Consider the following 19,248-nt stretch of genomic DNA (forward strand, 5'->3'; position numbering starts at 1 on the left):
AGCTCGGACATCGACGGCGCAATCTGGCCTCCAGGGGGTTGCTGCGGTTGATGCCATTCATCGCACCAGCGAGATCGCTGGTCACTCACATCACTCGGGAGACGATCCATGTCCAAACGCATTGCACTTCTGTCGGCCGTCGCATTCAGCACCCTCGCCATCACTGGCGCCGTGCTTGCCCCCGCGCAGGCCGAAGACAAGAAGATGATGAAAAGCGAAATGTCGGGCGAGAAGACCGTGATGGTCGGCGGCGCACCGATGTACCCCTCGAAGAACATCGTCGAGAACGCCGTTAACTCCAAGGACCACACCACGCTGGTCGCCGCCGTGAAGGCCGCCGGTCTGGTTGATACGCTCTCCAGCAAGGGCCCGTTCACAGTGTTCGCACCGACCAACGCCGCTTTCGGCAAACTGCCGGCCGGCACCGTCGACACGCTGGTGAAGCCTGAGAGCAAGGCGACCCTGACCAAGATCCTGACCTACCATGTGGTGCCGGGCAAGCTGAACGCCGCTGACCTCAAGGACGGCCAGAAGCTGAAGACCGTGGAGGGCGAAGAGCTGACCGTGAAGGCTTCTGGCGGCAAGGTCATGATCGTCGACGCCAAGGGCGGTTCCTCGACCGTAACCATCCCGGACGTCAACCAGTCAAACGGCGTCATTCACGTCGTCGATACCGTGTTGATGCCGAAGGCCTAGTGGCCAGGCCTGAGTTCAGGCCTCTGCGCGACGACGTTCGCGCGTCCTGACTTCCCCCACAGGATGCGCGCGCGTCCCACGGGCGCAAAAGGAGCGAGCCGGGCAACCCGGCTCGCTTTTTTGTGATCGGGATGAGCCGGCCCGACCGGGGTTGTTACAAGAGCCGCCGTAACGAACGACCGGTTATGCCGTATAACTGATAACAACGTGCGTCACCGAGCATCGTCGAACCACCGCTCAGCCCAGGATATGCCTATGTCGAGCATCACAGCCGCCGGCGACCGCGCCGCAACCAAGGTTACGAATACCAAGGTAATCCAGCCCGCCTGGGTGCGCGTCGTGCACTGGATCAACGCCGTCGCAATCGTGCTGATGATCATGTCGGGCTGGCAGATCTATAATGCCTCGCCGCTGTTCAATTTCACATTCTCATCATCCATTACGCTGGGTGGCTGGCTCGGCGGCGGCATCATGTGGCACCTCGCCGCCATGTGGCTGCTGGTGATCAACGGCCTCGTCTATCTCACCCTCGGCATCGTTACCGGGCGCTTCCGCAAGAAGCTTTTGCCGATCTCGGCAAAAGGCGTGCTCGACGACACCAAAGCCGCGCTGACCGGCAAGCTTTCCCATGAGGACCTCACCAAATATAATCAGGTGCAGAAGCTGCTCTACACCGGGATCATCGTGGTCGGCATTCTGATCGTCCTGTCGGGCCTCGCGATCTGGAAGCCGGTTCAGTTCCATTACCTCACCACTGTGTTCGGCGGCTACGACACCGCGCGCTATGTGCACTTTTTCATGATGGCAGCCATCGTCGGCTTCCTCGTTATCCACGTCGCTCTGGCCCTGATCGTGCCGAAGAGCCTACGTGCGATGATTATCGGGCGCTGAGGAGCACGACCATGATCCGAAAAATCCGCTCGCTCATCATTCCCGGCGTCGACAAGGACCTCCTCGTCAAGGACGCCACGAAATTGATGCCCGACCTGTCGCGCCGCCGTTTCATCGCGTCGGGTGCAAGCTTCGGCGCGCTGACACTGCTCACCGGTTGCGACGTGAGCGACAGCCTATCGGCCGAGAACCTGCTGACACATATGTCGAAGTTCAACGACATGGTGCAGGCCAAGATCTTCAATCCGAATACGCTGGCACCGACCTATTCCGAGAAGGACATCAAGCGTCCATTTCCGTTCAACGCCTTCTACGCAGAAGACGACGCGCCAAACGTGGACGGCAACGCGTGGAAACTCGAAGTCTCCGGTCTGGTGCAAAACAAGAAGTCCTGGACACTGGACGAACTGCACAAGCTACCGGAAGTGTCGCAGATCACCCGCCACATCTGCGTCGAGGGCTGGAGCGCCATCGGCTCCTGGCAGGGCACGCCGCTGCGCGATTTCCTCAAACTGGTTGGTGCAGACACCAATGCGAAATGGATCCATTTCCGCTGCGCCGAGGATTATGCGACCTCGCTCGACATGCCCACGGCGATGCATCCGCAAACGCAGATGACTTTCAAATTCGACAACCAGCTCCTGCCGCGAGCCTATGGCTTTCCGATGAAGATCCGCGTGCCGACCAAGCTCGGTTTCAAGAATCCGAAATACGTCATCGCGATGGAAGTCACCAACGACTACAAGGGCGGCTACTGGGAAGATCAGGGCTATAACGATTTCAGCGGGAGCTGATCGGCTTCTGGAACATTGACATCGCAGCGCCGATCGCAAGCGTGGCTGCCGAGACTACCAGCGCCGACGTCAGACTTCCCGTCGCATCCGTAATGGCCCCCACCGCGATCGGGCCCAGAGTCTGGCCGATGCCGAATACAATCGTCACGGCCGCGATAGCCTTTGACCATGCCGCGCGAGGATAGTTGAAGCGCACGAAGGCCGTGGTTGCTGCAACCACTGCAAAAAATGCGACGCCGAACACTGCGGCAGAGATGCCGAGCACGACAGGCGAATGCCCCAGCAGCGGCATTGCCGCGCCCACTGCATTGGTACCCAGAATAATTGCCATGGCACGACCGCTCCGGCCCCGCGCGAGCACGCCGCGCCAGAGCCAGGGCGAAGCAAACGAGCTGACCCCGATCAGACACCAGAACGCACTCTGGGCCACGGCGCTGCCGCCGCCATCACGCACATAGGCGATCATGAATGTCATGTAGGCAATGTAGCCGGCGCCAAACAGGAAATAGGCAATGAGGTAGATCCACATCGGACGGAGCGCGAGCGGCGCTTCGTCGACCTTTGACGTGTCATCGGATGCATCGACGTGCGGGCGTAGCAACGGCAGGCCGATCACGACCGACACGAGCCCGAGGATGAGCCAGACGATCCACCACGAGCCGGCGCCGAAGCCCTGCAGCACGAACGGCGCGATCAGACCCGACAGCAGGATGCCCATGCCGGGTCCCGCATAAAACAGACTCAGCAGATAGGATGAGCGTTCGGGATAAGCGAGGCCGATGGTCGCGGCGAGCGCGCCGCCGGCGACAAAGGAAATCGCCGCGCCAAAGCCCGTGACCAGTCGCGCGATACTCAGCAATGTAAAATCTGCAGTGACGCCGCAAACGATGAGCGACATCACGCAGGCCACCGTGCCGCCCTGAATCACTGCGAGCAGACCGAAGCGCCTGCCGAGCCCGGCCGCGACCAGTGCGCCGGCGAGATAGCCGGCAGCATTGACGGTATTCATGAAGCCCGCAGCCGAATACGACCACTGCAGGCTGTCGCGCATATCGGGCAACACCAGCGAATAGGCGAAGCGGCCGATTCCAAGCCCGATGGCCGGTGCGAGCGACAGGACGAGAATCAGCAACGCCGGGTTACGGCGCATCGGGGAAGGCACAGGTGACGTCACGGGGATCTCCGCTGCGCCGGCAATGTCGCAGGTTTCACGGAAGCCGCAATCATCCCTTCGGCAACACTGTCTTGCCATTCCTGCAATGACGTCCTAGCACTCGCGGCAATCAATAACGGATTGCAAGGGCACTTGATTATGGCAACGCACAAATTGCTTCTTCTCCCCGGCGACGGCATCGGCCCCGAAGTGATGGCCGAAGTGAAGCGCCTGATCGACTGGATCGATGCCCAGGGCATCGCCAGGTTCACGATCGAGAACGGCCTGGTTGGCGGCGCCGCCTATGATGCCGACAAGCTCCCCATCACCGATGCCACCATGGCCAAGGCGGATGCGGCCGATGCCATCATCTTCGGCGCCGTTGGTGGCCCGAAGTGGGACAATGTACCTTACGAGCATCGGCCCGAGGCCGGCCTGCTGCGCCTGCGCAAGGATCTTGGCCTGTTTGCCAATCTGCGCCCTGCGGTTTGCTATCCGGCGCTGGCGGAATCATCGAGCCTGAAGCGCGAGGTCGTCGAAGGCCTCGACATCATGATCGTGCGCGAACTCACCGGCGGCGTCTATTTCGGCGAGCCGAAGACCATCACCGATCTCGGCAACGGCCAGAAGCGCGCCGTCGACACGCAGGTCTACGACACCTATGAAATCGAGCGCATCGCGCGCGTCGCTTTCGATCTGGCCCGCAAGCGCCAGAACAAGGTGACGTCGATGGAGAAGCGCAACGTCATGAAATCCGGCGTGTTGTGGAACGAGGTCGTGACGCAGGTCCATGGCCGCGAATACAAGGATGTCACGCTCGAACATCAGCTCGCCGATTCCGGTGGCATGAATCTGGTGAAGTGGCCGAAGCAGTTCGACGTCATCGTCACCGACAATCTGTTCGGCGACATGCTCTCCGACATCGCAGCGATGCTGACCGGCTCGCTTGGCATGCTGCCCTCGGCCTCGCTCGGCGAAGTCGATGCCAAGACCCAAAAGCGCAAGGCGATGTATGAGCCCGTGCATGGCTCGGCGCCAGACATTGCCGGCAAGGGCATGGCCAACCCGCTGGCCATGATCGCCTCCTTCGGCATGGCGCTGCGCTATTCGCTGGAGATGGGTGAGTTGGCCGACAAGGTCGACCAGGCCATCGCCGCCGTCCTCGCCAAGGGCCTGCGCACCGCTGATATCAAGTCCGAGGGCTCAACGGTGGTGAGCACGTCAGGCATGGGCGAAGCGCTGCTGACGGAACTGCAGGCGCTGCACGCTTAAGCGTCCGCTCGAACCTCCCCAAACAAAAAAAATGCCCGGCTAAGCCGGGCATTTTCGTATTCAGATATCGCTGCGCTCAGTAGAGCGGGAAGCGCTCGGGATAGCCGCCGAGATCCCACTGCGAATTGAGCGGGCTGCGGTCCAGCGAACGGTTGTTGTTATCGCGGGCGAAGGAGTAGCCGGGCGGATAGGCGTAATCGGTGAATTTACGATCGCCCGGAAGCACTTCGACGCCGGCATCGAGCCAGGAGCGACGCGTCACGTAAACGCGGGTGCGGCCCTGCTGATAGGACACGTTCGGGCCGCGCGCGCCATAAACAGCGTCACGGTCAGAAACACGGACCTTCTTCTTGGTGGCGGCATCGGCCGGCGAGGCGGCAACGGCGGTCGCGATGACGGCAACCGTCGCGAACAACATGGCGAGAGTTTTCGCGGCGGGGAATTTCAGGGTCATCAGGTCCTCATTGCGGTCAGAATATCGGCAGTCGGAAGATCGGCAGTCTTCAGACGAGTCGGCAAATCCGATTTGTGGTCAATTTAGCTGGCCGGGGTATCCGGCCACAAGGTCTATCCGGCCACAGTCGCCGATATAATGCGCGGTATGGCCGAATGTTGCATGTAATCCAAGGTCTTGGTCCTGCCCATCACGAAGATGGTCACAGGCTGCCGCGCAGCGGCGGGTTCTGGGCGCCGGTGACCCAATCGGCCGACGTCGCCGACAGCGCCGCGCCGCTGATGCAGCCTGCCCGCTTCAACTCGGCCTGGGCAAAGGCCTCCTGCAGCCGGGGTTCGTTGCCGGCGGTCAGCAGCACCAGCCGGTTCAGCGTGCAGGCGATAGCCGCCCGCCGCGCCGGCAGGCCGTCGCCCTGGCATGACCAGCCGAAAATCCGGAGATTGGAGGCATCCAGCGTCTTCATGAAGCCAAGGCAGCGCTTGCCGTCCTTCAACCGGTCGGCAAAGCCCATCAGGGCGACCGGCCCGAATTTGCTGTCGATGATGCCCTCGCCCACTACGTCCCAAACGCCTCCGGTGTCCATCCGGCGCGCGATGTCCGCCGCCGCCAGCCCTGCCCGGTCAGCTTCAGCGCCGGGGCGATACAATTCCAGTTCGGCCACAGGTGGCTCTCCAGGCGAAGACCAGCGCAGGACATCCTTCCGGCCGCCGTCGGGGTGTCTCAAAATCTCGTAAGAGACTGTTTTGCCTGATGAATCGAACTGACTAACTGCAAAAGCGGGATAAGAGCGGCTGGCAACGCTCCAACCGGCTTTGGCGACCGGTTCGCTGCTGAGGTCGAATTCCAGTCCATCGAAAACCGTAACCGCGGCCATGACAACCAGTGCCAGCGCCCCCATATAGGCGAGCAGACGCACGGCGATGGCACCGCAGTCGTCGGCGAGGGTGTGCAGGGCCGGATGGACATTGCGGGATTTTGGGTAGCGCGGGACCAAAATTGAACGCATCAACACACGCAAACACGCTTAGGACGTTGTCTTTGCGACGTTTCTCGCATAGAAGCGCGGCTCTTCCCTTTCCGCGATAGGCGGGGGTGAAGGATTTTTCTTCGGAGAGTGAACGATGGGTTACAAAGTCGCGCTGGTCGGAGCGACCGGCAATGTCGGGCGTGAAATGCTCAGCATTCTGGACGAACGTAAATTCCCCGCTGACGAGGTCGTGGCGCTTGCGTCCCGCCGCAGCATGGGCGTTGAGGTTTCCTTCGGCGACAGAACCCTGAAATGCAAAGACCTTGCGACCTATGACTTCAGCGACGTCGACATCTGCCTGATGTCGGCCGGCGGAGCCGTGTCCAAGGAATGGTCGCCGAAGATCGGCGCTGCCGGTGCCGTCGTGATCGACAACTCGTCGACCTGGCGCATGGACCCGGACGTGCCGTTGATCGTGCCGGAAGTGAACGCCTCGGCCGTTGATGGCTTCGCCAAGAAGAACATCATCGCCAACCCGAACTGCTCGACGGCGCAGCTCGTGGTGGCGCTGAAGCCGCTGCACGACAGGGCAACGATCAAGCGCGTCGTCGTCTCGACCTATCAGTCGGTGTCCGGCGCCGGCAAGGATGCGATGGACGAGTTGTTCTCGCAGACCAAGGCCGTCTACACCAACTCCGAGCTGGTCAATAACAAGTTCCCGAAGCGTATCGCCTTCAACGTCATCCCGCAGATCGACGTGTTCATGGAGGACGGCTACACCAAGGAAGAGTGGAAGATGATGATGGAGACCAAGAAGATTCTTGATCCCAAAATCAAAATGTCCGCGACCTGCGTGCGCGTGCCGGTGTTCGTCGGCCACTCGGAAGCGGTCAACATCGAATTCGAGAATCCGATCTCGGAAGATGAAGCCCGCGATATCCTGCGTAATGCGCCAGGCTGCCTCGTGATCGACAAGCGCGAACCCGGCGGCTACGTGACGCCCTATGAAGCCGCAGGCGAAGACGCCACCTATATCAGCCGTATCCGCACGGATGCGACGGTCGATAACGGTCTCGTGCTGTGGTGCGTGTCGGACAACCTACGCAAGGGCGCGGCGCTCAACGCCGTGCAGATCGCGGAATGCCTGATCAACCGCAAGCTGATCACGGCAAAGAAGAAGGCCGCGTAAGCGGATTTTCGATCCCAAACAATCAAAAGCCGGATGCTTTGCATCCGGCTTTTTTGTTTGAGCGCAGGATGGGGTGAGCGTCGTCGCGAAACCCATTACCCAGTGCAGGGAAAGCGATGGGTTTCGCTGCGTTCTACCCATCCTACGGCCGCGACGATTGCCTCAGGCGACCGGCCGAAACTCTTTCGCGACCTTATCCAGCACTGACAGCGAACCGACTGCCACACCGAAATAGGCGCCGTGCAATTCGAGTTCGCCCTTCGCGACCTTGCTGCTCACGAAGGGGAACGTCATCAGGTTCTCAAGGCTGCGGAATACAGCGGCCTTTTCGATACGGGTGACGAAATCCTGGAACGCCTCGTGCTCGCGGATCTCGACCTTCTCGTCGGGCTTGATGAACATCGACATCCAGCGACCGATGAAGTCGCCTGGCGACAGCGGTGCCGCATTGTCGACGAAAGCGCGGATGCCGCCGCATTGCGCGTGGCCAAGCACCACGATGTGCTTCACCTTCAACACTTGCACCGCGTATTCCAGCGCCGCCGAGACGCCATGTGCGCCGCCATCGGGCTGATAGACCGGCACGAGGTTCGCGATGTTCCGCACCACGAACAGCTCGCCGGGGCTGGCGTCGAAGATCACCTCCGGCGACACCCGCGAGTCGCAGCAGCCGATCACCATCACTTCCGGCGACTGGCCCTTTTCCGATAATTCGCGGAACCGCGATTGTTCGGTCGGCAAACGCTCCGATGTAAAGGTCTGGTAGCCGGCGATGAGTTGCTTCGGAAATGATGCTGTCATGGGTCTGCCTCGTTCGGAGCATGATTTCTCGACAAGCGGGTTCGTTTGTCGAGAGATCACGCTCAAACATACGTCCTCACGGATAACCATAGGACGCCAGCGCGAACAAGCCTTCCGGGCGGCGTGCCGAAATGTTATCGCGAATGCCTGAATAACGAACAGGCCATACTTACAGGGAAATGACGCCATGATCCGTCCGCGCCGCAGCCATTTGTTCATGCCCGGCTCGAATCCGCGTGCGCTGGAGAAGGCCCGTACCGTGGCCGCTGACGGCATCATCCTCGACCTCGAAGACGCCGTGGCACCGGACGCCAAGGGAACGGCGCGCGACGCTATCGCGCAGACACTGGCCGCCGGCGGCTTCGGCAAGCGCGAAGTTATCATCCGCATCAATGCACTGGATTCGCCGTGGTGGATCGACGACGTCACCATGGCCGGCAAGGCCAAGCCCGACGGCATCCTGGTGCCGAAGATTTCCAGCCTCGAGGATCTCGCGGCAGTGGCCGATCGCCTCAGCGACATCGGCGCCGACATGTCGATCAAGGTCTGGGCCATGATCGAGACCTCGCGCGCGATCCTCCATGCAGAGGAACTCGCGGCCGCCTCCAGGGACTCGGAAAATCGCCTCGCCGGTTTCGTGTTCGGCCCCAACGACATCGCCCGCGAGACCCGCATCCGCATGATGCCCGGCCGCGCCGCGATGCTTGGCATGATCACCCATTGCGTACTGGCGACCCGGCTGTACGGCCTCGAGATCCTCGATGGCCCCTACAGCAATTTCAGCGATACCGAGGGCTTCATTGCCGAAGCCGAACAGGGCCGCGACATCGGCTTCGACGGCAAGACGCTGATCCATCCAAGCCAGATCGAAGCCTGCAACAAGGTGTTCACGCCACCGGATGACGAAGTCGCCCAGGCCCGCCGCATCATCGCCGCCTTCGAGCAGCCCGAGAATGCCAAGCGCGGCGCGATCCAGCTCGACGGCAAGATGGTCGAGCGCCTGCATGCGGACATGGCAAAACGCACGATCGCGATTTCGGACGCGATCGCGGCGATGGGGAGCTAGTACCAGTCAGCAACGACGCGCTTTCTTCACCCTCCCCCTTGCGGGGAGGGTGGCGCGTTGCGAGCGCAGCGAGCAGCGCGACGGGTGGGGTGCCACAGGCGATGCTCTCACGTGTGGCACCCCCACCCCGGCCTCCACCTGAACGATGCTTCGCATCGTCAGGTTCGGCCGACCCTCCCCGCAAGGGGGAGGGATACCGCGGGCCGTTGCGCGAAATTTGGAGATTCAAAGGCTGATACTAACGTGCGCCGACCCGCTGCGTCGCCCAAGCATAGAAACTCCCCGGCACCGGCGCGTCCTTGCCGCGTCCCTTCGGCGAGATGTGGAAGCCCAATATTTGGGGATCGCCAACCAGCGTCGCAAAATCTGACGGCTCGAAGAACAGCGTCGGCTCCGCGTGAACGGAATAATACGACTTCCGCGGCAGCGCGTGATGCTGGGAGCCGTGGCGTTTCGCCAGCGCTGTCAGCGATGCCGGACCGAAGATCGCAACGCGGACGTCGCTGGCGCGCTTCGAACGATCACGCAGCTTGCGCCATGCGAAAGTGAGGCGATGGCGCAGTGACATCCAGTCGGGCGTCAACTCGTCCTGCTTGATCAGCGCCTCGAACGCCGCCACGATCGGATCGTCAGGCGGCAGATACAGCACCGAGTTACCGAGCTGACGTCGCTTCTCCCAGGCGAAATAAGGCTTTGCCGGATCGATCTCGATGGGCTTCAGCAGCAGCACATCCGCATCGAGCCAGAGGCCAAGACCTTCGGCCATCAGCCGGATGCGAAAGAAATCGCTGAACTGCAACGGGGTCCAGCCAACCCACGCGCCGTTGGGAGCTGACGGGCGCAGCCGCTCAGCAAAAGCCCGCGGCAACACGGCTTCCGCGTCGGCATTGCTCACGCCATTTGGCAGATCGGGTATCGGCGCAAAACTGTAGAGGGTGACGCGGTGGCCGGCCCCAACCTGCGATCTCAGGCACAGCCTGCGCAGCGCATCGAGCGGGCCCTCCCAAAAGGTGACGACGTCAGGAATCACGCGTCACCTTCCGATATGAGATCAGGCCCAGGCGCGCGCGGTCTTGGCCTTGGCTTCGTAGCTGTCGATGGAAGCCTTCTTCTCCATCGTCAGGCCGATATCGTCGAGACCGTTGAGCAGGCAGTGCTTGCGGAACGGATCGATCTCGAACTTCACCGTGCCGCCATCGGGACCGCGGATTTCCTGATTCGGCAGATCGATGGTGATCGTCGCATTGGCTCCGCGCTCGGCATCATCGAACAGCGCATCGAGATCCTTCTGGGAGACGCGGATCGGCAGCACGCCGTTCTTGAAGCAGTTGTTGTAGAAGATGTCGCCGAACGAGGTCGAGATCACGCAGCGGATGCCGAAGTCCAGCAGCGCCCAGGGCGCGTGTTCGCGCGACGAACCGCAGCCGAAATTGTCGCCGGCCACCATGATCTTGGCATTGCGATAGGCAGGCTTGTTGAGGACGAAATCCGGGTTCTCGCTGCCGTCATCGAGATAGCGCGCTTCCGAGAACAGGCCCTTGCCGAGGCCGGTGCGCTTGATGGTCTTCAGATACTGCTTCGGGATGATCATGTCGGTATCGACATTGATGATCTTCAGCGGCGCCGCGACGCCTTCCAGCGTGGTGAACTTGTCCATGGCAAAGGTCCTCGATTGAGCGGGCTTTTTAGCCCGATCGGGGCTGCGCTCCAAGCGGCATTTCTGCAGCCTCGTCAGTCACCTGCGCTTCGATCGCCTCCATATCGGCGTCCGAGAGCCCGAAATGGTGGCCGATCTCGTGGATCAGCACGTGGCGGACGATATGACCGAGGGTTTCGTCGTGTTCTGCCCAGTAATCCAGGATCGGCCGGCGATACAGCCAGATCATGTTGGGCAACTGGCCAGTGTTATCGTGGCTCTGGAACGGCAGACCGACGCCCTGGAACAGGCCGAGCAGGTCGAATTCGGTCTCGGCCTGCATCTCCTCCAGCACCTCGTCCGTGGGGAAGTCATCGACCCGGATAATCACGCCCGCGCAGAGCTTGCGGAAATCCTCCGGCAGAAGGGCGAGCATGGCATGGGTCATGTCCTCCATTTCCGCGAGATCGGGTGCTTTTGCCTGGTGCCACATGTTTCCCTGTCTAGCCAATTCCCGTGACATGGCAATGCGCCGGTACAGTCCGGTCCCAACGGTTGACGGGCGGGCGTCAATCGGAGACTTTGCGGCGTTCTTCGAAGCATGATCCCTCGACAAACGAACCCGTTTGTCGCCGGAAATCGGCATCCACTTTTCGGGATCATGCCTATGGCGGTTTGGGGCGTTAAGATGCGGATCATGATGGCAACACTGGGATTGGCGGTTACGCTCGGCGGCTTGCCCATGGCCGACACCGCACAGGCGCAGACGGCCATTCAAGTCGCCCAATCCGGCGACAACGTTCAGCCCCGCCGGGCCCGCCCGCGCGTCCGCATCTATCGCACGCCCGATGAGCGCGGCGTTTATCCGAGCTACAATCCCGGCCCGAATGCCGTGCGCGACTGCACCGCCAATCTGGTGCAGGAATATCGCCCGAGCGGCACCGTGATCGTGCCCCGGATGAACTGCTACTGGCGCCGCGGCTGAACGAGAGCGTTTTCGAGCGAAGTGGGTACCGGTTCGCGCCGAGAAAACGCGTCAAGGCAAAAAACTAACCGCGTATCCGGCGCTGCCGTACGGCACCGATCAGACCTGCCGCAATCACCATCGCCGAGCCGCCATAGACGATGACCGCCATGGCGAGCTGGGTCGTCGTGCCGGCGGTGCCATGCATCACACCGGGGCCCTGCGACGCCTGCGTCCCTTCGATCCACAGATTCAGACCGCCGGATACGAGGACGATCGTCGAGATCAAACGCATCATGATGGCCTCCATCATTGCCTGATCGAGATACACCTCCTGCGGCAGACTGGTTTTGCAACACACGTCACGATGACGCGACCGGGCGCATTGGTTCCACAACTGCGACAGTCCGCCGCCGCGTCATATCGCTCACGCCGCATTCACATCGCGTTCACCTCTCAAACCCTAGCGTTGCTGGCATGGGCGATGATCCATTCGTGAAGCTGCATCTCGACATGAACGCAGCAGACTCAGGAGAGAACACATGAACGTGAAGAAGTTTTTCGGCCTTGCCGCCATCGCAGGATTGCTGTTCGTCGCAGCGCCGACGCAACAGGCGAACGCCGTTTCGCTGAACAGCCCCGGCATCGCTGCGTCGGTTCAGGGCGGCGGCGAGAAACTGACGACTGAGGTTCAGTATCGTCATCACCACAATCGCGGCTATCGCCCGCATCACGGCATGCGCCGTCACCACGGCTGGCATCGCCCGCATCACGTCCGCCGCCATCATGGCTGGCACCGGCCGCACCACGTGCGCCGTCACGGCGGGCGCTACTGAGACTCTCTCCAAAGTCCAAACAGGCGTGCGCAAGCGCGCCTGTTTGCTTTAACAAGATGTTGACCGCGTCGGTCTGTCGCGGGAAATCATTGCAGCTATATGCGTTATGGGGTGAAGGCGACGAAGACGATCGATGAGAAGCGATCGAGGCAAGGAATGATCATGAAGAACTGGATAGGTGCAGCCATGATGGCTGCAACACTTTCACTCGGCGGCGCATTTGCAAGCGCCCCCGCATTGGCCGACGCGCAGACGACACACAAGGCTGCGCCAGACAACAAGGCGAAAGCGACGGACTTCAGCGCGCAGCGGCGTCATCGTCACGTCCACCATCGCCATCACTTCGGACATCGCCACTACGGCCACCGGCACTATGGGTATCGCAGCTATTACGGCCCGCGCTATGGCTACGGATACGGCTATCGTCCGTACCGCTCCTATTACGGTCCCGCCTATTACGGACGTCCCTATGCCTACCGTCCTGCTTACTATGGCGGATACGGCTACCGGCCCTACGGCTATTACGGCGGTTATCATCCATACGGCGCCTATGGTTATGGCCCGGGCTTCGGTTTCGGCGGCGGCCCGCTCAGTGTCGGCTTCAGCTTCGGCCGCTGGTAAATTCCAGCATCTCCAGACGACACCGACAGGCGCCCTTTGCGGCGCCTGTTTTTTTGTGCGTGCCGCGCGGCTCGTGCCTGCGTTATTCATGACGCGTTCAGATCAGCATCCTTAATTTTCGGTCAAGGTGCGACAACTCACATGACACGACCATGCGCAAACATATCGTTGGCGCAAGCGGGGACCTGTGCCGTCAGGTTTGCGCGGACGATGTCCCATGCGCTGATCGAGGGAGGATGTTTCCAATGAGAGATGTTCAAAATCGACAACCTGTCCTGAATACCGAACGAGGTTTTGCGATCAGTCAATTCATGACGCGCTCGCTTGGCGTGGCTGCCGCCGCAGCGATGATGATATCGCTGACACCATCGGCGCGGGCAGTCTCACTGATCAATCCCGGCGCGGCACCCACAGCCAGGCACGCGAGCGACGCGCTGCTCACGCAGGTTCAGCATCGCGGTGGACACGGCGGCGGTGGCGGTGGAGGTTTCCGCGGCGGTGGCGGCGGTGGCGGTCACGCCTTCCATGGCGGAGGCGGCGGCGGATTTCGCGGCGGCGGCATGCCGGCGTTTCGGGGCGGCGGTGGCGGCGGAGGATTCCGTGCCGTAGCGCCTGCGTTCCGCGGCGGCGGCGGTTTCCGTCCGGGCCCGGCCTTTGTCGGCGGCGGCTTCCGACGCGCCCCCGTATTCCATGGCGGCTACCGTCACTTCGCGCCGGTGCGCTATTACGGTCATCGTCACCACTTCCGACCGCGTTTTTACGGCTATTACGGACCGACCTATTATTACGGGCCGCGCTACTACCAACCGCGCCGCTTCTGCCGGATCGTCTGGACCTATTACGGCCCACGGAAGATCTGCCGGTATCGCCCCTGGCATCACCGCCACTGGCGGCACCACCATCGGTTCCATATCTATTGGTGAGCCTTACCAAACACGTCGTCATGGCCGGGCTTGGCCCGGCCATGACGACTGAGTGCTAGGGTGCGTACTCATAAAATCTGGTGCTAAGCGTAGGCGCGTTTGATGTCCGCTTGTCCTCCAACAGCGGCGCGAAAGCAGACATTGTCGGACTTCCGAGAAGTGCCAAAACCGGAACTGAAGCGGCATGCAATCCCCTCTGCGACGCCGAACGATATCGTTCAATCGGTGCCGGATGAAATCTTAGATCGACGTTCACGCCATCCGGCATCAACGTTTTCGGGTCGCATTTCCACGTCGCGGCAGGAGCACCAAGTCGGCCGCTTCTTCGGCGTCTCTGAGGAGCTCCTTGCGCGGCGTGCCCATCTGCGCACGCACGGTCAGACCGCGCGACAGGTCGAGCACCTGGCTCGCGCGCGCGGCTACGGGAAAGTCAGACGGTACTTCTCCCGCGCTGATCGCTTCGCAGAACCGGCGTTTCACCAGCGCCACGCCGCCAGCGACGGCGTCCTTTAGTAACTGTCTGACCTCAGCGTCGTCTACGAGGGGCGCGACGCACACTAGAAGACATCCTGGGGCTGATCCTTCCTCGGTCGCACTTTCTACGGCATGCCTCAGGAAGCCGACGAGCGAGTCGCGAAGAGCCGGCGGCGAGGACAGTGCCTTCGCAGCGCGAGCGCCCTTTGCCTCTGCGTATGCCCGAAGGACACGCAAAAATATCGTCCGCTTGTCCCCGAAGACGGAATACAGACTTGGCCGTCCCACACCCATGCCTGCGACGAGATCGTCGATCGTCGCTCCGTCGTAGCCTTTCAAGCGGAACACCCGGGTCGCCTTTTCCAGTGCGGCGCTCTCGTCGAAGCTACGTGGGCGTCCACGGGGCCTCTCAGCTTTTTGAAACATTTAGTTTGAAATTCCTTGACCGCGACCTCTAGGCGCGAATATATAACCGAATAGTTCGAAAATGACAAGGCGGCCCCTAGCGCGGCGGCTCCTTCGACGTTACCCCTCACCCCGGAGCCGCCCATGCAACATTCGATCGCTCTCGTCACCGGCGCCACCTCCGGGCTCGGTCATGCGGCAGCCCGCCTACTTGCCGAAGAGGGATGGCGCGAGATCATCATCACTGGGCGCGGCGCGGCTCAGATCCGGGAAACGGCCGCACAACTCGCGGCTGAGACCAAACGAAAGGTCTTCACGCCGTTGGCGCTGGACATGGACAAGCCGCTCAGCGTTCAGTCCGCGCTCGCCGAGCTCGTCAAGCGAGGTCGGCAGATCGATTTCCTGCTGCTCAATGCAGGGATGGTCCCTGGCAAGGCGCGCGTGATCACTGCGGCGGGCATCGAGGCTTCTCAGGCCCCGCTGATCGGCCATCATCAACTAACTGTCGGCTTGCTTCGCGCCAACCTGCTGAGCCCCAACGCGCGAATCGTTATCGCCAGCGCGGAGCCTGCCCGCGGGGGCGTCCCCATGTTCAAATACACCGACGTGCCCGCCTTAGCGGCCAGATGTTTCCGGGACGACCATACCGCCGCTGTGGAAGCCCTAATCCGCAACGGGCCGCACGTGAAGTACGCGCCCAACAATGCGTATGCCGACGCGAAGCTCATTGTCGCTTGGTGGGTCGCGGCGCTGGCGCGCCGGCTACCCTCCAGCATGGCCGTGTACGCCGTGTCGCCCGGTGCGTCGAACGCCACCAACGTGGCGCGAAACGCTGGCCCGTTGTTGAAGTATCTGATGATTCCAATCGTGAACCTCATTCCCGGCATGAATCAGACGCCGGAGACCGCGGCCCGTCGCTACCTTCAGGCGTCGGAGTTCGGAACCGACGTCTCAGGGCATTTCTTCGCCTCGGCTCAAGGGAAGTTCTCAGGCCCGATGGAGGTGCAGCGGCAGCCACACCTCCACGACAGCGCCAACCAGGAAGCCGCGTGGCAGGCCGTCGTCAACATCTCCGGTGTCGACTTGTCTCACCCCGCATCCTTGAGCGCGGTGTCCTGAGGGAGCGCCCGAATCTTAAGGAGCCAATTCTGATGACAGCTACAGCCAACCATCTAGTCCCACAGCGAGGGAAACTACGTCGCGCGCTCGCGGCCGTCTTCGCCTGGATAGAAGCGATGGACAACAGCAGCTTTGACTACACTCTCGATCGCATCGAACGCTTGGAATGGGAGGTGGGAGAACTAAAGGAGGAACTGCGCCAAAGCCGTGATACGGCGCCGTCCATTCTCACAACGGTCGCGTCGCTGGACTCGAACATTGACGGCACCGCACGCATTCCGTCTCGTCCATCGGCATCGGTGAGCCGCCGCAACCCGCCAGAAATGTGGGATATGGCATCGCTCGGGTGGTCGCACATCAGTGTCGCGGAACCAGGCCGACTCGCCTTCCTGTCCGGCCAGATCGCCTCGACGCCTGGCGGTGAGGGCGTGCCCGAAAACCTCGCTGGCCAGGCAAAGCTTGCAACCGCCAGCCTCGCCGCCGCACTCAAGGAATTGAAAGCGTCAGCGCATGACATTGTTATGCTGCGTGTCTACGTCGTGAACGCGACCATGGAAACTTTCGGGGAGGCCATCGACCCTTTACGTAAACTGGTCGGAGACGCGATGCCCAGCATCACGACGATTGGCGTCCAGGCACTCTATAAGCCTGAAATCAAGGTCGAGATTGAAATGGTGGTGCGTCTCCCTGAAGAGTGAAATACCGTTCACGGCCATCGAACTTCGGCTGGCGCGTTCAAGGGCGGAAGCACGCGTGTCGGCAGCTAGCCTATTTCGCCGACATATTACCGCGCCCCTGAAGCCGTGACATCGCAACATGTCTGTTCAGGGTCATGAACGACAAAACTCAAGGAGAGCATAATAGGTCCGCTTTCGAGTGCATAGCGACCAGTTGAGCTTGACAGCCGAGCCATGATTCAAGCCACCCAACGAAGGGGCCGAATCATGCGCACGAACTCACGGACTATGAGTGGTTTGCCATTAAGCCGATGCTGCCGAATAAGTCGCGCGCCGTGCCACGAGTGAATGACCGTCGTGTCCTCAATGGCATCTTCTGGGTCTTGCGATCCGGGGCGCCGTGGCGCGACCTGCCAGAGAACTTCGGTCCGTACACGACCTGTTACAATCGGTTCGTTCGCTGGCGACGGGCGGGCGTGTGGGCCAAGCTCATGAGCGCGCTGGCCGGTGCCCATGATGCTGCCGTGCAGATGATCGACACGTCTATTGTTCGCGTGCATCAACATGGGGCCTGTATCACAAGGAACCAGCGCCAATCGATGGGAAGGTCACGCGGCGGTATGACAAGCAAAATCCACGCGGTGGTCGATAGCAATGGTCTACCGATACGGCTTGCGTTGAGCCCCGGTGAGGCGCACGACGTTCGACTTGCCGGAAAGCTGCTGTCTCGTCTCAAATCCGGATCAATGCCGACTGGATCAGGGAGCTTGCCATGAAGAAGGGCGCGTGGGCCAACATCCCGCCGAAAAGCAATCGCCGCGATCCGATCTGCTTTAGCCCGTACCTCTATCGCGCTCGTAACCTCGTCCAACGATTCTTCAACAAAATCAAGCAGTGCCGTCGGGTGGCGACGCGCTACGACAGGCTTGCAGAAAACTACCTTGCCTTCGTCCAACTCGCATCAATCCGCCTGTGGCTGGCCGCGCGTTATGAGTCCGCGCCCTAGTCGCTCACTCCCCGAGCTGAAACGCCTCGAACCGCCCGAGCTCTTCCTCGATGCGCCGCTTCCATTCCTTGCGCGGCGTTTTCGGTTTCGCGCCATCGCCGACCCAGCTCCATTGCTGCATCAGCAGTTTGCGCTTCTGCCGATCGGTCTTGAGATCGACGGCCGCGACGATCTGATCGTCCACCAGCACCGGCAGCGCGAAATAGCCGAGCTGGCGCTTTTCTTTCGGCACATAGGCCTCGAAGCGATGGTCGTGGCCGAAGAACAAATTGGTGCGCTTGCGCTGGATCACCAGCGGATCGAACGGCGACAGCACATGCACCAGCCCCTGCTTGCCTTCGCTGGTGTTTTCGAGCGCTGCGGGCGTCGTCCAGTGCTCCTGCTTGCCGGCGCCATCGAGCGCGACGGCCACCAGCTCACCCTTGCGCAGCCGCGCTTCAATCAGCTTGCCTATGCCGGCCTTGCTCGGGGCATCCAGATGGCAGATCGAATCCAGACTGACGATGCCCTGCGACCGCAGCGCCCGATCCAGCAAGTAAGTTACTTTCTGCGCTGACGTGGCCGCCTTCGGCAGCCTGTCCCAGCCGAAATGCCGCAGCAGAAGGTCATAGGTCTTCAGCATGCCCTGCCGTTCCGAGATCGTGAGGTAGCCCTCATAGAACGCCAGCTGCAATGCGCGCTTCGACGGCTTGCGGCTGGCCCATTCGTGATCCTTCTCGCGCAGGACGTCGTCATCGATATCGCGGATCGACAACGGGCCGGCTTTCGCCAGCCGCATGACCTTGCGCTTGTCAGCCGGCGTCACCGATGCGAACCAGCCATGGCCCTCTCGGCGATAGTATTTCATATCCGGTACGAAGAAGCCGATATCGTCGGTCGGCACATAGGCCAGCGCGTGGGTCCAGTATTCGAACACGCTCTTGTCGTGCGTCTGCGCCTGCCTGAGATCCGCGCGTTTGTAGTTGGGGATGCGCGAGAACAGGATGTGATGATGGCTGCGCTCGATCACATGGATGGTATCGATCTGCACATAGCCGAGATGCGCAACCGCTGCTTTCACTGCCTCTGCGCCATCGCCGAACGGCGCACGTGCATCGAGCCGCTGTGCGCGCAGCCAGATGCGGCGGGCGGCGGCGGTGGTGATTTCAACGGGATTCGAAGCGATGCGCGGCATGGCGCAAAGGTAGCCCGGATGGCTTCGACTGTCATTCCGGGGGCGCATGAAAGCGGCGTAGCCGCTGAAATGCGAACCTCAGCCACTCCAATTGGAGTGGCGGGGAATCTTGAAGTGTTCATCACCTGCT

The 19,248-nt window shown here is 61.4% G+C and carries 22 protein-coding genes and 1 pseudogene; 13 read left to right on the forward strand and 10 right to left on the reverse strand.

Annotation, left to right across the window (positions count from 1 at the left end; translation table 11 throughout):
- Nucleotides 1–108: 108 nt before the first annotated feature.
- From AC1RLZ_RS19420 to AC1RLZ_RS19430, 3 genes are all read left to right on the forward strand, one after another.
- Nucleotides 109–696: a fasciclin domain-containing protein gene (locus AC1RLZ_RS19420; RefSeq protein WP_371423573.1), complete on the forward strand. Its 588-nt coding sequence runs from the start codon at nt 109–111 to the stop codon at nt 694–696.
- Between the two features lie 255 nt (nt 697–951).
- On the forward strand, nt 952–1,587 hold the full coding sequence (locus AC1RLZ_RS19425; RefSeq protein ID WP_493189949.1) for a cytochrome b/b6 domain-containing protein: 636 nt from the start codon (nt 952–954) through the stop codon (nt 1,585–1,587).
- An 11-nt stretch (nt 1,588–1,598) separates the two neighbouring features.
- Nucleotides 1,599–2,381 carry a molybdopterin-dependent oxidoreductase gene (locus AC1RLZ_RS19430; protein ID WP_493189950.1) on the forward strand — a complete coding sequence of 261 codons (783 nt, stop codon included), beginning with the start codon at nt 1,599–1,601 and terminating at the stop codon, nt 2,379–2,381.
- Here AC1RLZ_RS19430 and AC1RLZ_RS19435 read toward each other — a convergent pair.
- Complete coding sequence (locus tag AC1RLZ_RS19435; protein ID WP_493189981.1) at nt 2,368–3,531, reverse strand: YbfB/YjiJ family MFS transporter; 1,164 nt, start codon at nt 3,529–3,531, stop codon at nt 2,368–2,370. The genes AC1RLZ_RS19430 and AC1RLZ_RS19435 overlap by 14 nt on opposite strands.
- 162 nt (nt 3,532–3,693) lie before the next feature.
- Here AC1RLZ_RS19435 and leuB point away from each other — a divergent pair, with 162 nt between their 5' ends.
- Entirely contained in the window at nt 3,694–4,806 is a 1,113-nt protein-coding gene (leuB, locus tag AC1RLZ_RS19440) for a 3-isopropylmalate dehydrogenase (protein ID WP_493189951.1), read from the forward strand.
- Nucleotides 4,807–4,882: 76 nt separating this feature from the next.
- Here leuB and AC1RLZ_RS19445 read toward each other — a convergent pair whose 3' ends face one another.
- A complete protein-coding gene (locus AC1RLZ_RS19445) occupies nt 4,883–5,260 on the reverse strand; it encodes a hypothetical protein (RefSeq protein WP_371423569.1) in 378 nt (125 codons plus the stop codon).
- Between the two features lie 202 nt (nt 5,261–5,462).
- On the reverse strand, nt 5,463–6,266 hold the full coding sequence (locus AC1RLZ_RS19450) for a hypothetical protein (RefSeq protein ID WP_493189982.1): 804 nt from the start codon (nt 6,264–6,266) through the stop codon (nt 5,463–5,465).
- 115 nt (nt 6,267–6,381) lie between these two features.
- Here AC1RLZ_RS19450 and AC1RLZ_RS19455 point away from each other — a divergent pair, with 115 nt between their 5' ends.
- The gene (locus AC1RLZ_RS19455; protein WP_371423567.1) at nt 6,382–7,416 is read left to right on the forward strand and encodes an aspartate-semialdehyde dehydrogenase; all 1,035 of its coding nucleotides are present in this window, start codon (nt 6,382–6,384) and stop codon (nt 7,414–7,416) included.
- A 162-nt stretch (nt 7,417–7,578) separates the two neighbouring features.
- On the opposite strand, the gene AC1RLZ_RS19460 is transcribed toward AC1RLZ_RS19455, so the two are convergent.
- A complete protein-coding gene (locus tag AC1RLZ_RS19460; RefSeq protein WP_371423566.1) occupies nt 7,579–8,217 on the reverse strand; it encodes a carbonic anhydrase in 639 nt (212 codons plus the stop codon).
- Between the two features lie 187 nt (nt 8,218–8,404).
- On the opposite strand from AC1RLZ_RS19460, the gene AC1RLZ_RS19465 reads away from it, so the two are divergent.
- Complete coding sequence (locus AC1RLZ_RS19465; protein WP_493189952.1) at nt 8,405–9,283, forward strand: HpcH/HpaI aldolase/citrate lyase family protein; 879 nt, start codon at nt 8,405–8,407, stop codon at nt 9,281–9,283.
- Between the two features lie 238 nt (nt 9,284–9,521).
- Here AC1RLZ_RS19465 and AC1RLZ_RS19470 read toward each other — a convergent pair whose 3' ends face one another.
- The 3 genes from AC1RLZ_RS19470 to AC1RLZ_RS19480 are packed head-to-tail and all read right to left on the reverse strand — an operon-like array spanning nt 9,522 to nt 11,412.
- Nucleotides 9,522–10,313, reverse strand: coding sequence for a glycosyltransferase family 32 protein (locus tag AC1RLZ_RS19470; RefSeq protein WP_493189953.1), 792 nt, complete (start codon nt 10,311–10,313; stop codon nt 9,522–9,524).
- Nucleotides 10,314–10,334: 21 nt separating this feature from the next.
- On the reverse strand, nt 10,335–10,940 hold the full coding sequence (gene leuD, locus AC1RLZ_RS19475) for a 3-isopropylmalate dehydratase small subunit (protein ID WP_149529478.1): 606 nt from the start codon (nt 10,938–10,940) through the stop codon (nt 10,335–10,337).
- 28 nt (nt 10,941–10,968) lie between these two features.
- On the reverse strand, nt 10,969–11,412 hold the full coding sequence (locus tag AC1RLZ_RS19480; protein ID WP_493189983.1) for a metallopeptidase family protein: 444 nt from the start codon (nt 11,410–11,412) through the stop codon (nt 10,969–10,971).
- Between the two features lie 195 nt (nt 11,413–11,607).
- Between AC1RLZ_RS19480 and AC1RLZ_RS19485 the strand changes: the two genes are divergently transcribed.
- The gene (locus AC1RLZ_RS19485; protein WP_493189954.1) at nt 11,608–11,904 is read left to right on the forward strand and encodes a hypothetical protein; all 297 of its coding nucleotides are present in this window, start codon (nt 11,608–11,610) and stop codon (nt 11,902–11,904) included.
- A 64-nt stretch (nt 11,905–11,968) separates the two neighbouring features.
- Here the strand turns inward: AC1RLZ_RS19485 and AC1RLZ_RS19490 are convergent, their stop codons facing one another.
- Nucleotides 11,969–12,181 carry a hypothetical protein gene (locus AC1RLZ_RS19490; protein ID WP_493189955.1) on the reverse strand — a complete coding sequence of 71 codons (213 nt, stop codon included), beginning with the start codon at nt 12,179–12,181 and terminating at the stop codon, nt 11,969–11,971.
- A 244-nt stretch (nt 12,182–12,425) separates the two neighbouring features.
- On the opposite strand from AC1RLZ_RS19490, the gene AC1RLZ_RS19495 reads away from it, so the two are divergent.
- The 3 genes from AC1RLZ_RS19495 (at nt 12,426) to AC1RLZ_RS19505 (ending at nt 14,263) form a co-directional block, all read left to right on the forward strand.
- Nucleotides 12,426–12,719: a hypothetical protein gene (locus AC1RLZ_RS19495; RefSeq protein ID WP_371423560.1), complete on the forward strand. Its 294-nt coding sequence runs from the start codon at nt 12,426–12,428 to the stop codon at nt 12,717–12,719.
- Between the two features lie 162 nt (nt 12,720–12,881).
- Nucleotides 12,882–13,340 (forward strand): hypothetical protein, encoded by a 459-nt coding sequence (locus tag AC1RLZ_RS19500; protein ID WP_493189956.1) that lies wholly within the window; start codon nt 12,882–12,884, stop codon nt 13,338–13,340.
- A 311-nt stretch (nt 13,341–13,651) separates the two neighbouring features.
- Nucleotides 13,652–14,263: a hypothetical protein gene (locus AC1RLZ_RS19505; RefSeq protein WP_493189957.1), complete on the forward strand. Its 612-nt coding sequence runs from the start codon at nt 13,652–13,654 to the stop codon at nt 14,261–14,263.
- Nucleotides 14,264–14,530: 267 nt separating this feature from the next.
- Here AC1RLZ_RS19505 and AC1RLZ_RS19510 read toward each other — a convergent pair whose 3' ends face one another.
- Entirely contained in the window at nt 14,531–15,163 is a 633-nt protein-coding gene (locus AC1RLZ_RS19510) for a TetR/AcrR family transcriptional regulator (RefSeq protein WP_493189958.1), read from the reverse strand.
- Nucleotides 15,164–15,286: 123 nt separating this feature from the next.
- Here AC1RLZ_RS19510 and AC1RLZ_RS19515 point away from each other — a divergent pair, with 123 nt between their 5' ends.
- From AC1RLZ_RS19515 to AC1RLZ_RS19525, 3 genes and pseudogenes are all read left to right on the forward strand, one after another.
- A complete protein-coding gene (locus AC1RLZ_RS19515; RefSeq protein ID WP_493189959.1) occupies nt 15,287–16,261 on the forward strand; it encodes an SDR family NAD(P)-dependent oxidoreductase in 975 nt (324 codons plus the stop codon).
- 116 nt (nt 16,262–16,377) lie between these two features.
- Nucleotides 16,378–16,959 (forward strand): RidA family protein, encoded by a 582-nt coding sequence (locus tag AC1RLZ_RS19520; RefSeq protein ID WP_493189960.1) that lies wholly within the window; start codon nt 16,378–16,380, stop codon nt 16,957–16,959.
- A gap of 290 nt (nt 16,960–17,249) precedes the next feature.
- Nucleotides 17,250–17,944 (forward strand): annotated as a pseudogene (locus tag AC1RLZ_RS19525) (IS5 family transposase).
- Nucleotides 17,945–17,948: 4 nt separating this feature from the next.
- Here the strand turns inward: AC1RLZ_RS19525 and AC1RLZ_RS19530 are convergent.
- Entirely contained in the window at nt 17,949–19,118 is a 1,170-nt protein-coding gene (locus AC1RLZ_RS19530; RefSeq protein WP_493189961.1) for a winged helix-turn-helix domain-containing protein, read from the reverse strand.
- Nucleotides 19,119–19,248: the final 130 nt, after the last annotated feature.

It is taken from the genome of Tardiphaga sp. GW822-FHT04G09 (assembly GCF_058800725.1).